16 protein-coding genes are annotated in these 14,819 nt (G+C 42.4%); all 16 read right to left on the bottom strand.

The annotated features are described in order from the left end of the window. Positions 1-60 precede the first annotated feature (60 nt). The 16 genes from ACZ42E_RS03460 to ACZ42E_RS03385 all read right to left on the bottom strand — a co-directional run bounded on the left by ACZ42E_RS03460 (position 61) and on the right by ACZ42E_RS03385 (position 14,796). Positions 61-1,014: an electron transfer flavoprotein subunit alpha/FixB family protein gene (locus ACZ42E_RS03460; RefSeq protein WP_464893065.1), complete on the bottom strand. Its 954-nt coding sequence runs from the start codon at positions 1,012-1,014 to the stop codon at positions 61-63. Between the two features lie 38 nt (positions 1,015-1,052). Then, positions 1,053-1,814, bottom strand: a complete 762-nt coding sequence (locus ACZ42E_RS03455; RefSeq protein WP_464893064.1) for an electron transfer flavoprotein subunit beta/FixA family protein — start codon at positions 1,812-1,814, stop codon at positions 1,053-1,055. Between the two features lie 225 nt (positions 1,815-2,039). Beyond that, on the bottom strand, positions 2,040-2,816 hold the full coding sequence (locus ACZ42E_RS03450; protein ID WP_464893063.1) for a CheR family methyltransferase: 777 nt from the start codon (positions 2,814-2,816) through the stop codon (positions 2,040-2,042). A 12-nt stretch (positions 2,817-2,828) separates the two neighbouring features. Next, on the bottom strand, positions 2,829-4,115 hold the full coding sequence (gene hemL / locus ACZ42E_RS03445) for a glutamate-1-semialdehyde 2,1-aminomutase (protein ID WP_464893062.1): 1,287 nt from the start codon (positions 4,113-4,115) through the stop codon (positions 2,829-2,831). 34 nt (positions 4,116-4,149) lie between these two features. Further along, positions 4,150-4,611 (bottom strand): siroheme decarboxylase subunit beta, encoded by a 462-nt coding sequence (gene ahbB / locus ACZ42E_RS03440; RefSeq protein ID WP_464893061.1) that lies wholly within the window; start codon positions 4,609-4,611, stop codon positions 4,150-4,152. Then, on the bottom strand, positions 4,611-5,069 hold the full coding sequence (gene ahbA / locus ACZ42E_RS03435; protein ID WP_464893060.1) for a siroheme decarboxylase subunit alpha: 459 nt from the start codon (positions 5,067-5,069) through the stop codon (positions 4,611-4,613). The genes ahbB and ahbA overlap by 1 nt, the downstream gene beginning before the upstream one ends. Beyond that, positions 5,059-6,066, bottom strand: coding sequence for a putative heme d1 biosynthesis radical SAM protein NirJ2 (nirJ2, locus tag ACZ42E_RS03430; protein WP_464893059.1), 1,008 nt, complete (start codon positions 6,064-6,066; stop codon positions 5,059-5,061). Before nirJ2 ends, ahbA begins: the two co-directional genes overlap by 11 nt. Positions 6,067-6,091: 25 nt before the next feature. After that, on the bottom strand, positions 6,092-7,069 hold the full coding sequence (gene hemB, locus ACZ42E_RS03425; protein ID WP_464893058.1) for a porphobilinogen synthase: 978 nt from the start codon (positions 7,067-7,069) through the stop codon (positions 6,092-6,094). Positions 7,070-7,074: 5 nt separating this feature from the next. After that, positions 7,075-8,244: a radical SAM protein gene (locus ACZ42E_RS03420; RefSeq protein ID WP_464893057.1), complete on the bottom strand. Its 1,170-nt coding sequence runs from the start codon at positions 8,242-8,244 to the stop codon at positions 7,075-7,077. A gap of 16 nt (positions 8,245-8,260) precedes the next feature. Continuing rightward, positions 8,261-9,790, bottom strand: a complete 1,530-nt coding sequence (gene cobA / locus ACZ42E_RS03415) for a uroporphyrinogen-III C-methyltransferase (RefSeq protein ID WP_464893056.1) — start codon at positions 9,788-9,790, stop codon at positions 8,261-8,263. Further along, complete coding sequence (gene hemC / locus ACZ42E_RS03410; RefSeq protein ID WP_464893055.1) at positions 9,787-10,722, bottom strand: hydroxymethylbilane synthase; 936 nt, start codon at positions 10,720-10,722, stop codon at positions 9,787-9,789. Before hemC ends, cobA begins: the two co-directional genes overlap by 4 nt. Continuing rightward, positions 10,697-12,007 (bottom strand): glutamyl-tRNA reductase, encoded by a 1,311-nt coding sequence (gene hemA / locus ACZ42E_RS03405; protein ID WP_464893054.1) that lies wholly within the window; start codon positions 12,005-12,007, stop codon positions 10,697-10,699. Before hemA ends, hemC begins: the two co-directional genes overlap by 26 nt. Further along, the gene (locus tag ACZ42E_RS03400) at positions 11,983-12,624 is read right to left on the bottom strand and encodes a precorrin-2 dehydrogenase/sirohydrochlorin ferrochelatase family protein (protein ID WP_464893053.1); all 642 of its coding nucleotides are present in this window, start codon (positions 12,622-12,624) and stop codon (positions 11,983-11,985) included. Before ACZ42E_RS03400 ends, hemA begins: the two co-directional genes overlap by 25 nt. A gap of 65 nt (positions 12,625-12,689) precedes the next feature. After that, the gene (gene tatA / locus ACZ42E_RS03395) at positions 12,690-12,872 is read right to left on the bottom strand and encodes a twin-arginine translocase TatA/TatE family subunit (protein ID WP_464893052.1); all 183 of its coding nucleotides are present in this window, start codon (positions 12,870-12,872) and stop codon (positions 12,690-12,692) included. Positions 12,873-13,028: 156 nt separating this feature from the next. Then, positions 13,029-13,811, bottom strand: a complete 783-nt coding sequence (tatC, locus tag ACZ42E_RS03390) for a twin-arginine translocase subunit TatC (protein ID WP_464893051.1) — start codon at positions 13,809-13,811, stop codon at positions 13,029-13,031. Positions 13,812-13,830: 19 nt separating this feature from the next. Next, positions 13,831-14,796 carry a polyprenyl synthetase family protein gene (locus ACZ42E_RS03385; RefSeq protein ID WP_464893050.1) on the bottom strand — a complete coding sequence of 322 codons (966 nt, stop codon included), beginning with the start codon at positions 14,794-14,796 and terminating at the stop codon, positions 13,831-13,833. Positions 14,797-14,819 lie beyond the last annotated feature (23 nt).

Raw genomic sequence — 14,819 nt, 5'->3', positions numbered from 1 at the left:
GATATACATTGCTGTATATCCAGTAAATCCCCATTTTACATTTTCCCACCCAAAGCTTAATTATTTCTTCAGTTCTTCACACAGTTTAGGTATAACCTTGAAAAGGTCTCCTACTACTCCAAAATCTGCTACATTGAATATCGGAGCCTCGGGGTCAGTATTAATAGCAGTGATAAACTTGGAAGAAGACATACCAGCCAGGTGCTGGATAGCTCCGGAAATTCCGCAAGCTACATAAAGAGTCGGGTTAACAACTTTACCAGTCTGTCCTACCTGATATTCATGGCCTAACCATCCAGAGTCAACTGCTGCACGGGATCCACCTACGGCAGCTCCCAAAAGGTCAGCCAGCTGTTCTACCAGCTTAATGCCTTCCGGTCCTTTACATCCGCGTCCGCCGGATACAACTACATCAGCTTCTGTAAGTTCTGGTCTTGCAGATACAGTAGGCTTAAATTCAATTATATTCTGATATACATCAGCAGCAGTAGCTACAACTGCAGGCTTTACTACTTCGCCAGCAGCAGGATTTTCTTTAACTTCAAATACACCGGCACGAACCGTAGCCAAAATCGGCTGGGTAGTAACTTCTACCTTGGCAAAAGCTTTACCAGCATAAATAGCTCTGGTAAATACGCCTTTGCCGGCGCTTATTTCAGCAGCTATTACGTCAGTAGCCAGGCCGGCATCCAGCTTCTGAGCAAGTCTGGAAGCAAAATCTCTGCCGTTAAAGGTATGAGCAAACAGCACTGCATTGGGCTTATATTCATTTATCATAGCAGCCATCTGGGCTACAAAAGCACCAGTATTATACTGAGCAAATACATCGCCTTCTACTACATAAACCTTATCTGCTCCATATTTAGCAAATTCAGGAGCTAATCCTTCAATCCCCTTACCAAAAATAACAGCACATACTTCATCCCCAAATTTCTTAGCTTCAGATATCATTTCATAAGTTACCTTACGTACATTACCGTCTCTTTGTTCGACAAATACCCATGTTCCTGCCATCAATTACCCTCCTTTTTATAGATCATGCCTTTAGCTTATTAAGCTTTTACTTCGATCTTGGCAGTATTCTTTATGAAATCTGCCAGTTTAGCAGCACATTCTTCAGGTTCGCCTTCAAATTTTACTCCTGCCTGTTTTGCCTGCGGCAAGAAGTATTCGACTATCTTGGTCTTGTTTTCAACAGCTACCGCATCAACAGTAGCAACCGGTTTCTTCTTGGCCTGCATAATACCTTTCATGGAAGGATAACGCGGTTCATTCCAGCTTACCTGACAAGAAATAACAGCCGGGAGAGCTACTTCAGTTACCTGAGAACCTCCGTCAGCTTCACTTGCGCATTTTGCCTTGCCATCAGCAATATCCAAGCTGGTTATGACATTGATATGAGGCCAGCCTAAAATTTCAGCAATACGGGTCGGTACCTGAGAAGAACCGTCGTCAGCAGCAACATGGCCTGCCAGAACGAGATTCGGGTTTTCACTCTTTATTACTTCAGCGATAGCTACTGCTCTTGCATATTCATCGGCACCAGTATCCTGTTTGATGAGTATGCCTCTGTCAGCACCCATGGCTAAAGCGGTACGGATAGCGTCCATAGCCTTGTCAGAGCCAGCAGATACTACTACTACTTCACTGGCAATGCCTTTTTCCTTCAGCTGGATAGCTCCTTCTACAGCTACTTCATCATAAGGGTTGATAATCAGATTGATACCTGCATCGGAAATCTTGCCATCTTTCAATTCGATCTTAGCTTCAGTATCAAATGTCTGCTTAACACATACCAGAACCTTCAAGTTCATTCCTCCTTTTCCCTCTCATAATTTTGAAAACTACTAAAAGCCTGACAAACTGCAAATACTGGTGCTTTAGTCTCCACCACCCCCAAAATATTATGCTTTATCTTATCTTGCCTACGGCAATTTTACCGTCAAAACATCCCTTTTCTCAAAATTCGCTGTAAATATTTTTTTTCCTGCTTCTTTTTTAATTCAAAAATTTTCTGTAAAATGCCTGTTCCTCGTTTTCTACATTTTTTGATAAAAAAACGTAGCAACTGACTTTAATCCGATATTACGCGCATTAAATATCTGTTCAGTACTGCCTATAAAAATTACTCCCCCTGGCCGTAAAGCTTCCGCAAATCTTTTATACAGTTTGTCTTTAGTCTCCTCCGTAAAATAAATTACCACATTGCGGCACAAAATAAGGTCAAAATCGGTTCCAAAAGGATCCCTAAGGAGGTTATGCTGTTTAAAGCTAACCATCTGCTTTATCTCATCAGAAATACGGTAATTGGCGCCTTGTTGAACAAAATACTTCTTTACATACGGAGGCGGAACAGTTTCAATCGTTTTAGCCGTATAAAGTCCTATATCGGCTTTTTCCAAAACTTCACGGTCAATGTCGGTAGCCAGTATTTTCTCTTTAAGCGGCCATCTATCCTCTTTGGCAGCTATAGCCAGGGAATAAGGTTCTTCTCCGGTAGAACATCCTGCACTCCAAATCTTTAGGCTATTTCTCTGTTTTAGAAGCAGAGGGACAACCTCCTTGCGCAGTACCTCCCAGTGGGCAGGATTGCGGAAAAACTCAGAAACATTTATAGTAATATGGTCCAAAAACCGGCGGTAAACATTATGGTCCCTGGTCAGCAAATTTATAAAATCATGATAACTTTCGGTTCCGACTGAACGCATAAAACTATTTATGCGCCTTTCCATCTGCGGCCTTTTGTAAGCGTTAAGGTCAATTTTGCTTAAGGCTTCAAATTTACTGACAAACCATTCCCAACTGTTGATACTCAAAAGTTCTCCTCCCTACATAATTTTATCTAAAGCACCTGCAACTGCCTTTACCGTCCTGTCGATATCTTCCATATCATGAGCGCAGGATACAAAGCAGACTTCAAACTGGGAAGGCGGGAAATAAACCCCTTCCTCCAAAAGATGCCGATAAAATGCGGCATACTTTTCGGTATCACACTTTAAGACATCTTCATAGGTATTTACCTCTGACTCAGTGAAAAATATAGAAAACATTGACCCTATGCGGTTTATAGTGTAGAAAAGCCCTCTCTCTTCAAAAACTGTTTTAAGCCGGGTAGTAAGCATATAGGTCATAACTTCCAGCCGGTCATACCAATCCCTATCCTGTAAAATTTTCAAGGTAGCCACCCCGGCAGCCATAGCTAAAGGATTGCCTGACAGAGTCCCGGCCTGATAAACATCGCCTTCCGGAGCTACACGGCTCATTATCTCTTTACGTCCACCATAAGCCCCTACTGGAAGGCCGCCGCCAATAATCTTGCCTAGAGTGGTAAGATCAGGTGTTATATTGGCAAAATTTTGAAAGCCTCCGTAGCATATCCTAAAACCGGTTATAACCTCATCAAAAATAAGCAGGCTCCCACTGTATTCCGTTATTTTTCTCAATCCCTTAAGAAAATCCGGATCGGGAAGTACCAGCCCCATGTTGCCGGCTATAGGCTCCACAATAACAGCTGCTATATCCCGTCCCTCTTCCCTGAAAATTCTTTCTACCGACTCCAGGTCATTATATTTAGCCACCAAAGTATTGCGGGCCTGTTCTTCCAAAACCCCCGCGCTGTTGGGAATACCAGAAGTCAAAAGACCTGATCCTGCTTTAATGAGAAAAGAATCGGCATGTCCATGATAGCAGCCTTCAAACTTTACTATTTTATTTCTCCCTGTATAGGCACGAGCCAGTCGGATAGCGCTCATGGTAGCTTCCGTGCCCGAATTTACAAAACGCACTTTTTCTATCGAAGGAATAGCGCTGCATATCATCTGAGCCAGTTCTAATTCTTTTTCACAGGGGGCTCCATAGCTGGTACCATTAACCGCCGCTTCTTTTACAGCATTTACCACTTCCGGATGGCTGTGTCCCAGAATAAGAGGCCCAAATGAACCTACATAATCAATAAATTCATTGCCATCTACATCATAAATTTTGGATCCCTGTCCTCTCTTTATAAAGAGGGGATCAAGCCCTACGGCTTTAAAAGCCCTAACCGGACTGCTAACTCCTCCCGGCATACATTCTTTTGCCATTTTAAAAAGCTGATCTGACTTTTCCCGCTGCAACCTTTTCCCCTCCTCATCTATATTCACATCCGGGTTAAAAATATGTCATACTAACCTTTTTCATCTCGCGTATGCTTTTAAAAACTTTATATTCACTAATTCCTGTCTTTTCTTCAATTCTTTTTATAATGCCTGCCAGTTCCTCTTCACTCATGGCATGTATCATGGCAAAAAGGTTGTACCCAAAATCCTCCGGCACTTCCCGCAGGTAGCAATGGCTTACTTCCTTGAAATCTGCCAGCTTATAGCCTGCTTCATCGGCTTTACTCTCATCTACCTTAAAAGCCACCATGGCATTTACGGTAAAGCCTGCCCGGTTATGGCGAACTACCGCGCCAAAGCGTCTGATTATACCATTTTCCTGCATATATCTTATACGTTTCAGCAGTTCTTCTTCACTTACACCTATCGTCTCGGCCAATTCTTTAAAAGGCTGTCCTTTTAAAGGTATATCTCCTTGAACAAGTTTAATAATCTGCCTATCTACTGCATCCATTATCTTTCACCTGCCGTAAAAACCGCCCTTATCTTATAAACCTTTTTGGCCGGCATCGATTCTATTCTCGTACCGATTTTGCTTTCCAAATCTCTTATAACTTTATAAGCCTCGTTTTCAGAAGGGGCAGTTAAAGTAAACCAGATATTATACCAATCATCCCTTACATAATTGTGGGTTACCCCTTTTTCTTCATTGATTATTTTCGCCGCCTCTAGAACCTTATCTTCCTCTACATGACATGCACACAAAGTTGAATAAAATCCCAACTTTTTAGAATCAATAACTCCGCCTATACGCCTTATAATCCCTTCTTCCTTAAGCCTTTTTACCAGCAAAAGCAGCTCATCTTCACTTATGCCCAATATTCGGGCCAAAACAGCATAGGGCCTTTTTTCCAAGGGGAATTCATTTTGCAAAAGGTTTAATATTTCCTGATCAAGCCGGTCAAGTTTCATTTTTTACCGCCCCTTTAGGTTTATAAAGGCACCACTCATCTTCCGCCATAAAATCACCCTGGCTGTAAAAATAAGCCCTGGCCCGGCATCCGCCGCACCTTTCCTTATAGTCACAGATACCGCATTTTCCCTTATAATCCATAGTTCTCAAGGCATTAAGCACCGCATTTTCTTTCCATATATGGCTAAAAGGCTTTTCCCGCACATTTCCCAGAGGTATATCAAGATAGGCACAAGGCTGGACATCTCCTTTAGGACTTATTATGCAGTAGCTTATGCCAGCCAAACAACCACGGGTAAAACGGAGAGGAATTCCCTTTTTATCCGCAACCCTTATAAACTGAGGAGCACAGGTAGGTTTTATCTCAATGTCAACCTTTTTTTGCTTTTCCATAAGCACATTTATCGTTTTTTCATACTGCACGACCCTTAAGGCTTCTTCCTCAATGTTAACTGCCCTTCCGGTAGGCACCAGAAAAAATACATGGTAGGCCATGGCACCAATAGAAACGGCAAAATCAGCAATAGCCTCGATTTCTTCCACATTCCAGTCCATAACCGTTGTATGTATCTGAAAAGGCACACCAGCAGCCCTAAGATTTTTCATACCTTCTACCGTGAGATTAAACGCATTTTCCAGTTTGCGAAAACGGTCGTTTTTTTGAGGATCCAGGCTGTCAAGGCTAACACCAACCGCCATAAAACCAGCTTCTTTGAGTTTTAAAGCTACTTCAGTGGTAATAAGACTTCCATTAGTCCCTAAAACCGGCCTCAATCCCTGTTTAGCCGCATAGCTGCCCAGCTCAAAAATGTCAGGCCGCATCAAAGGTTCGCCTCCGCTGAAAATCATTATCTTAAAGCCGGCCTTTTTTATCTCATCAATCAATCTTTTTCCTTCTTCAGTCGAAAGCTCTTCATCAAGCCTGGCACCTGCATCGCGGTAGCAATGGTCACAAAACATATTGCACATGTTGGTAGTGTTCCAAGAAACTAACATATTACCACTTCCCGCCCATCATAGTTTAAGATCTGAGTATCCTTGCTGCATCTTTAGCTGCATAAGTTATGATAAGGTCAGCTCCTGCTCTCTTTATAGCAGTCAAAACCTCCAGCATAACCCTTTCTTCATCCAGCCATCCATTAAGAGCTGCTGCCTTTATCATGGCATATTCGCCGCTTACATTATATGCAGCTGTCGGCAGGCCAAACTTTTCTTTTACTGCCTTTATTACATCCAGATAAGCAAGGGCAGGCTTTACCATAACTATGTCTGCACCTTCTTCTATATCCAAAGCTACTTCTCTTAATGCCTCCCGGCCATTGGCAGGATCCATCTGATAAGTCCTGCGGTCGCCAAATTTAGGGGCAGATTCAGCGGCTTCCCTGAAAGGTCCATAAAAAGCTGAACAAAACTTGGCCGCATAGGACATGATGGGAACATCACAAAAACCTTCTTCATCCAGCCTCTTTCGTATATAGGCTATACGGCCATCCATCATATCCGAAGGGGCCACCATATCACACCCGGCTTTAACATGGGACAAGGCTTCCAAAGCCAAAAGCTCCAGAGTAGCATCATTATCAATTCTTCCTCTGGTATCCAGAACCCCACAATGGCCATGGTCAGTATATTCGCAAAGGCATACATCAGTTATTACATAAATATCGGGACATAAATCTTTTATAGTTTTTATAGCCTCCTGTACCACGCCATTTTCCTGATAACCAGAACTTCCTACCTCATCCTTATATTCCGGTATGCCAAAAAGGAGCACTGATTTTATTCCCCACTGCTTAAGCTCATCAATTTCTTCTTTGAGCCTGTCCCGAGAAAGCTGAAAAACTCCGGGCATAGATTTTACCGGCTGTTTCTTGTCTTCTCCATAAACTATAAACAAAGGATAGATAAAATCATCAGGCATAAGAACAGTTTCTCTTACCATAGCCCTTATCGTTTCATTCTGCCGAAGCCTTCGCATGCGGTGAACAGGAAAAGACATAAAAACTACCCCTTCCTTTCCTCTTCCGTAAGATAGCAGGCAGGATCTTCAGCCCAGATGTCGCCATAAACTTCCCGGGCTCTTATGCGGCAGCCTCCACACAGGGATTTATAGGAACACTCTTTACATTTTCCCTGTACATGCTTTTCCTTTTCTCTCAATTTAACCATCAGTTCATCATCCGAATTCCATATCTGGCTGAAAGGTTTTTGCCTTATATTTCCTACCGTATAATCCTGCCAGAACTGACAGGGATGGACATTGCCAAAGGCATCGACATTGGCAAACTTGGTGCCTGCTGAACATCCACCATGCATGTTTAAAAGCTGTATTATCTCGTCTGCCCGATTCGGCTCTTTCTCTTTTATGTAATTAAACAGGAATATGCCGTCTGCATGATTGTCGGTAGTTAATATTTCCACTTCTATTCCTTTATGGAAAAGTTCTAGGGTTTTTTGACTTAGAAACTCCAGTATATTTCTCTTTTCTTCTATCGTAGTGTCCATATCCGCCATAGATTTGCCCCGTCCGGCATACACCAGATGATACATGCAAAATCTGGGAATGCCTTCTTTTTCAACCAGGTCCAGAATAGCAGGCAAATCAGCCATATTATATTTATTAACCGTAAAACGAATACCGGTTTTTACCCCATTATCCAGGCACGCCCTTATCCCTCTTAAGGCAGCTTTAAAAGATCCTTGCTGATCCCTGAATTCGTCATGCGTTTTTTCCATGCCATCAATGCTTATCCCTACATACTGAAACCCGGCTTTTTTAATTTTTTTAGCTATCTCATCATCAATAAGGGTTCCATTACTGGAAATAACCGGCCTTAATCCCTGTTCAGAAGCTAGCTCTCCCAGCAAAAACAAATCTTTTCTTATAAGGGGTTCTCCCCCCGAAAAGAGCAAAACCGGCACCCGCATTTTCCCCAAATCACAGATAAACTCCCTGGCTTCCTCTGTTGTAAGCTCCTCTTTGTAATGCCTGTCTTCAGCATCTATGTAGCAGTGTTTGCAGCGCAGATTACACCGGTTAGTCATATTCCATACCACCAGGGGCCTGTTTATCTCGGAAAACTGCAGCAAATTAGGGGGCACTTCCTTACCGCTGTGTTTTATTACTTCTGATACTGTGGCTGTGCCGCAAAGCAGTTTTGTACACCCTATCATATCTGTTCCCTCCCCTTCAGGATAAAGCTTTTTCAGCCTCTAATATAGCATCAAGCAGCCCGTCTATAGTGTACTCCCTGGCTACCACATGAACCGTAAATCCTTCTTTTTCCGCGGTTTCTGCTGTTATAGGCCCTATACAGGCAATTTTGGCTTTCTTATTTATAAGGGGAATATTTTCCCGCCCCACTATTTTTATAAAATTGCTTACCGTAGAAGAGCTGGTAAAAGTAATATAGTCTACCATGCCATTAACTATCCTGTTTCTGGTCTCTTCACTTATTGTGCTTACCGGCACTGCTTCATAAAGATATACCTCATTTACATGAGCTCCCCATTCCCGCAAAGTCTGGGGAAGTACGCTCCTTGCTCCCCTGGCCCGGGGAAGAAGAACCCAATCTCCTCTCTTTATACGCGGTTTAAGTACAGATAAAATACCTTCTGCCCTGTACTCATCAGGAACCTCATCTACCATAAGCCCTCTCTCTTCTAATTTATCACGGGTAGCAGGCCCTATAGCACAGATATTTATACCTTTAAGGTTCCTTATATCAAGCCTTAATTTTTTCATCTCGTCAAAAAATAAATCTACTGCATTTACGCTGGTAAATATAATCCAGTTATAATGCTCTATATTGTGTAAAGCATTATGCAGTCCATGCATATCAGAAAGCGGTTTTATAGATATAGCAGGAAACTCAATAGCTTCTCCCCCCAGCAGAGATATTTTATCAGCCAGCAGGCTGGCCTGCGCTCTGGCTCGGGTTACCACAATTTTTTTGCCCCATAATGGCTTATTTTCCAGCCACTTAAGCTTCTCGCGCAAATTTACTACTTCTCCCACCACTATTACTGCTGGAGGCTTAAAACCATTTTGCCTGACCTTTTCTGCTATATCAGATAAAGTCCCTGTCAACACTTCCTGACCTGGCCAGGTTCCCCACCTTATCAGGGCTACTGGAGTTTCAGGGTTTCTGCCATTAGCCATAAGATTCTTACATATAAACTCTAAATTTTCCACTCCCATAAGAAAAACCAGAGTACCGGCACCAGTCGCTATATGCTCCCATTTGATGGAACTCTCTTCCTTACCCGGTTTTTCATGGCCAGTTATTATAGCCAGGGTCGAAGTGGCATCACGATGGGTTACTGGAATTCCGGCATAAGCAGGTACAGCAACTGCAGAAGTAATGCCAGGCACCACTTCAAAATCAAAACCATGTTCTTTTATATATAAAGCTTCTTCCCCTCCCCGGCCAAAAAGGAACGGATCTCCCCCTTTAAGCCTTACCACCACTTTGCCTTCTGAGGCTTTTTGCACCAAAAGTTCATTTATCTTTTCCTGCGGCATAGCATGCTGGCTGGAAGCCTTTCCTACATATATAAACTCAGCCTCCGGATTAGCCATAGCAAGTATCCTATCGCTCACCAGCCGGTCATATACTACCACTTGTGCCTCTTTTAAAATCCGTGCTCCCTTTAAGGTAAATAACCCCGGGTCTCCCGGGCCCGCTCCTACCAGATAAACAAACCCTTTTTTTCTCATACCTTATTCCCCTGCCGTTTTATATCTTGCCATATTTTCTCTCCGCCTTCTTTTAAAAGCTTTTTAGCCAGCCTTATGCCTAATTCTTCAGGATTATCTTTACTTCCTTCCATCTTATCCCGATAAACCATTTGCCCATCCAGGGAAGCGATTAAGCCTTCCAGAATCAATTTATCCCCTTCACTATTTGCCAGCGCGCCTACCGGCATCTGGCATCCCCCTTCCAGAGTCCGCATAAAAGCTCTTTCCGCCTTAACTTCATCCATAGTAGCCTGGTCATTGATACGCTCCAGAATTCTTAAGACTTCCTGATCCCCTTCCCGGCATTCCACGGCAATAGCTCCCTGCCCTACCGCCGGCAGCATAACTTCATATGGCAAATAATCACTTATATAAGTTTCCAAATTAAGCCTTTTTACCCCGGCATAAGCCACAATAATAGCATCAAGTTCATTTTCAATCATCTTCCGTATCCGGGTTTCCACATTTCCCCTTATATCTACCACCTTTATATCAGGCCTCAGGGCTTTCAGCTGAGCTGTCCTTCTCAAGCTGGAAGTACCTATAACTGCTCCTTCCGGTAAATTGCTAAATTTATACCTGCGCGCAGATACCAGAACATCCTGCGGATTTTCCCGTTTCAAAACAGCACCCACGGTTAACCCTCTTTCCAGAAGCGAAGGCAGATCTTTCATGCTGTGTACTGCTATATCAATATTCCCGGTAAGCAGTTCTTTTTCAATTTCCTTGGTAAAAAGCCCCTTATCTCCAATTTTAGAAAGGGCCACATCCAGAATCTTGTCTCCTTTGGTTCTTACCGTATAAATCTGGATGTTAATATCAGGAAATTCTTCTTTAATTCTGTAAGCCACCTGCCTGGCCTGCCAGACCGCCAGCTGGCTTCCTCTAGTTCCTAGCCTCAAAGTTGTCATACTTTTCCTGCTCCCCTTCATCAACATTAAGAGAGAACAATTTTTTTGCCATTTCCGCATACATATGTCCGTCACTATTAAGTGCCATTTCTTTAAGATTAACAATAGGAAAATGCAAAAGCTGGTTAACAATAGAGTTGGCCATAGAAACAATTACCTTTTTTTCCCTCTCCGATATATTGCCAAGGCGGTTAAACGCTCTGGTAATCTCTTTCTGCTTGATTTCTTCCCCCCGCATGCGGAGTGCTTTTATGACAGGAACTACATAGAGACAGGAAAGCCAATTGCTAAATGCTTCCATTTCTTCCTTAACAATTTTTTGTGCCTGCCTGGCCGCCCTTTGCCTGGCTAAATAACTTTCATCAATTACATTCTGCAGGTCGTCTATATCATAAATAAATACACCTTCTATTTGGCCAAGTTCAGGATCAATATCCCGCGGAACCGCAATATCAATCATTATTATTTTCCTGCCCTGCCGCTTTTTCAAAGCCTGGTAACAGTTATCCATGCGCATTACATAATGCTGGGCAGAAGTGCAGCTTATAACAATATCAGCCAATAAAAGGCAATCTCCTATCTGGTCAAATTTTACAGCCTTTCCCTTAAACTTCTCCGCCAGTTTTACAGCATTATCATAAGAACGGTTAGAGACTATGACTGAACTGGCACCATTCTGCACCAGATAATAGGCAGCCAGTTCACTCATCTCACCGGCTCCTACCAGCATTACTGTTTTGCCATCCAAAGTCCCCAGCATACTGCGCGCCAGTTCCACCGCTGCGTAGCTTACAGACACCGGATGCTGATCTATCATAGTTTCGGTTCTTACCCTTTTTCCAACATAAAGGGCCTTTTGAAAAAGGGTATTAAGCACCCCTTCAGTAGCCCCCAAATCTTTAGCCAAATTGTAGGCTTCCTTTACCTGTCCTATTATCTGGGTTTCTCCCAATACCATGGAATCCAAACCGGAAGCCACCTTAAACAAATGATAAATAGCTTCATAGCAGTTGAAACAATAAAGGTAAGGCTCTAAATCTTCACACTTCATCCCTGAATAATTTTCCAAAAAAGAATATACAGTTTCCCTGGCTTTACCCAGATCTCTGGTAGTCACATATATTTCCATACGGTTACAGGTAGAAAGAATTACCGCCCCTTCGATCCCGGCACCATTCTTCAAAAAATTATAGGCTTCGTTTAAATCGCTGCTGCATAAAGCCAGTTTTTCCCTTACTTCTACTGGAGCTGTACGATAACTCAGTCCTGTAAGGAGGACATACATTTTTCCACCTTCTCCCTCACCTTTTCCAATTCCCCCATACGCAGCCAGGCTAATATCTCTTCATTTACCAGCTGCCTGAAAACTTCTTCCCTCTTATTTATATCATCCACTTCTCTCTTTACTATTTCTCTGATTTCCCCAAGTATATCAACATACCATCCATACCCTTCAGGAATAAAAGTTTCCAGTTCCTCCCTCATCTTTCTTGCAAAAAGCGGGCTTTTCCCTTCTGTAGAAATAGCAACCACCAGCGAATTCCTGCGCACAACAGATGGTACATAAAAATCACAGTTACCAGGATCATCAACCGCATTGAGCAAAATGCCTCTCTCACGGCAAAGCCTGGCTACTTCCCGGTTAAGATTGCTATCATCTGTAGCTCCAAAAACCATAAACATGCCGCATAAATCTTCTTCCCTGAATTGGCGCAAAGCTACTGTGATAAGCCCTTCTTCTTCCCACTTTCGTATCCTTTCGGTAACCTTCGGGCTTACTACCTTGATAACCGCATTATATGTAAAAAGGTTAGCTATTTTCCGCTCAGCTACCTTTCCTCCGCCAATTATCAAACATTTTTTTCCTTCCAGATTGATAAAAGCCGGGAATAAATGTGCCATTTTTTACTCCTTTATTTTCCAGTATTAATATACCATGTTAAAAAAAAAGGCCTTTTAAAAAGACCTTATTTATCTTTTTTCTCCTCCAGTTCTTCTAAATCCTCTTCTTTAGCCTTGCGAAAACTCTGGATAGCTTTTCCCAAAGACTGTCCCACCTGCGGAAGTTTCCCAGGCCCAACAATGATAAGGACGATGAGTAAAATCAACACCAGTTCCCAGGGGCCAAAATTTCCTATCAATCCCAGCATACAAATTCCCCTCTCCTGTATTAAATCGTACCGCGAAATTAAATTGTTACTGCTATTATGACAAAAAGCAAAAACTTTGTAAAGCCCAAGCCCTTTGTGCATTTCCACCAATTAAAGACCACTATTTTTGTGTGCTTTTATCAATTAATATCAACATCAATCAGTACTGTCACTGCGTGCCAATCTTTGTTCCATTTTTTGCTTTCGCTCTTCGCCTGGTTTGGCAAGCTTGGCAATCCATATGCTTATTTCATAAAGCAAATATACCGGAATAGCCATCATCATCTGGGAAAAAGGATCCGGCCCCGGAGTTAAAGCAGCTGCCAGTATTACTATCACCAGAAGAGCATACTTGCGGTTTCTGGCCATAGTTTCATAGCCAATAATACCCAGTTTACTCAAGAAAAATACTACCACCGGCAGTTCAAACACTATCCCAAACGGAATAGTAAAAGCCAGAACAAAACTTACATACTGGTCAACCTTAAACATGGTTTCCAGATTTTCACCAGCAATATAGATAAAAAAATTGAGTATGAGTTTTAAAATACCGTAATAGGCAAAAAGCACTCCTCCTGCAAAAAGCCCTATAGTTACCGGAAAAAGAATATACACATATTTACGCTCATGAGGATAAAGGGCAGGTTTGATAAAACGCCACAAAGCCCATACCACAACAGGAAAAGCTATTACAAAACCTGCAATAAAAGACAATTTGAGTTTAACAAAAAAAGCTTCCGTAACACCTGTCACTATAAGGTTTTCGTTAAGGGAAGAAAGCGGGGACATTATGATAGTCAATATCTGTTCACTATAATAAAAGGCAAAAACCGCTGCAATAATAATGGCAACTATACTTATAAGCAGAGATTTGCGCAAATCTTCCAGATGTTCGATTATAGTCTGCTTATCCTCCGGTGACAGATCGCTGAAAACCACAAATCCTCTCCCCTATCCGCTAATAATCTCGTTTTATAATAAAATCGGCAATGTCATACAAATTTTGTTTTACTCCAGCATCAGGAAGATAAGAAAGCTGTTTCTGCGCCTTACGGGCAAAACGTATACTTACTTCATAAGCATAATCTATGCCGCCGGCATCAAGTACAGTTTCAATAATATAATCAACATGCCGGGAGCAAAGTTCGGGAGAAGCTAAAAGATGCCTGAGCTCATCTTTTTTAGGGCTGTATTTTAAAGCAAAAAGGGTGGGCAGGGTTATTACCCCCTGTCTTATATCGCTTCCGGTAGGCTTGCCCAAAACTTTTTCATCAGCCACCAGATCCAAAATATCATCAGTAATCTGAAAAGCCATCCCCAGATTATGTCCATAAAGCCTTAAAGCTTCCACCTGTTTCTTATCCGCATTACATAAAACAGCTCCCAGCTCACAGCTTACTGCAATCAGCAAGGCTGTCTTGCGCTCAATTCTCCGCAAATAATTTTTTAGCCCTTTCGTAACATCATAAGCGCTCAGCAGCTGGACGATCTCCCCTTCGCATATCTTCATACTGGCATCAGCCAGGATATTCAGTATGTCACTGCGCCCATAAGAGGCAGCCAAAGCCAGAGCCCTGGCAAAAATATAATTGCCGGCATAAATAGAAATTCTGTTTCCCCAGCCGCTTTTTACAGTAAAAGTTCCTCTCCTCATCTCTGAATTATCAATAACATCATCATGCACCAGGGTAGCCATATGGACAAGTTCCAGGGCAATAGCCATAGGCAGGATATATTCCAGATCTTCCCTGAAAACTTTGGCACTTAAAAGCGCAAAAGCAGGCCTTAATCTTTTTCCTCCCGCACCTATTAAATGGTGGGCAGCTTCATCCAGAATGCAGATATCAGTAGTTATATTCTCCCCTAAACTCTTTTCCACCATTTTGAGCTCTTCTTCTATTGGTGCAAAAAAATCAAACCCCATAACTTTCCCCTTAATGAAAACAA

It is taken from the genome of Thermosyntropha tengcongensis (assembly GCF_055381335.1).
This window is presented reverse-complemented; position numbering and strand designations above follow the sequence as displayed.

Coding starts and splice junctions, on each gene's coding strand:
- ACZ42E_RS03460 (WP_464893065.1), bottom strand. CDS start 1,014: ATGGCAGGAACATGGGTATTTGTCGAACAAAGAGACGGTAATGTACGT.
- ACZ42E_RS03455 (WP_464893064.1), bottom strand. CDS start 1,814: ATGAACTTGAAGGTTCTGGTATGTGTTAAGCAGACATTTGATACTGAA.
- ahbB (WP_464893061.1), bottom strand. CDS start 4,611: ATGGATGCAGTAGATAGGCAGATTATTAAACTTGTTCAAGGAGATATA.
- ahbA (WP_464893060.1), bottom strand. CDS start 5,069: ATGAAACTTGACCGGCTTGATCAGGAAATATTAAACCTTTTGCAAAAT.
- nirJ2 (WP_464893059.1), bottom strand. CDS start 6,066: ATGTTAGTTTCTTGGAACACTACCAACATGTGCAATATGTTTTGTGAC.
- hemB (WP_464893058.1), bottom strand. CDS start 7,069: ATGTCTTTTCCTGTTCACCGCATGCGAAGGCTTCGGCAGAATGAAACG.
- ACZ42E_RS03420 (WP_464893057.1), bottom strand. CDS start 8,244: ATGATAGGGTGTACAAAACTGCTTTGCGGCACAGCCACAGTATCAGAA.
- cobA (WP_464893056.1), bottom strand. CDS start 9,790: ATGAGAAAAAAAGGGTTTGTTTATCTGGTAGGAGCGGGCCCGGGAGAC.
- hemC (WP_464893055.1), bottom strand. CDS start 10,722: ATGACAACTTTGAGGCTAGGAACTAGAGGAAGCCAGCTGGCGGTCTGG.
- hemA (WP_464893054.1), bottom strand. CDS start 12,007: ATGTATGTCCTCCTTACAGGACTGAGTTATCGTACAGCTCCAGTAGAA.
- ACZ42E_RS03400 (WP_464893053.1), bottom strand. CDS start 12,624: ATGGCACATTTATTCCCGGCTTTTATCAATCTGGAAGGAAAAAAATGT.
- tatA (WP_464893052.1), bottom strand. CDS start 12,872: ATGCTGGGATTGATAGGAAATTTTGGCCCCTGGGAACTGGTGTTGATT.
- ACZ42E_RS03385 (WP_464893050.1), bottom strand. CDS start 14,796: ATGGGGTTTGATTTTTTTGCACCAATAGAAGAAGAGCTCAAAATGGTG.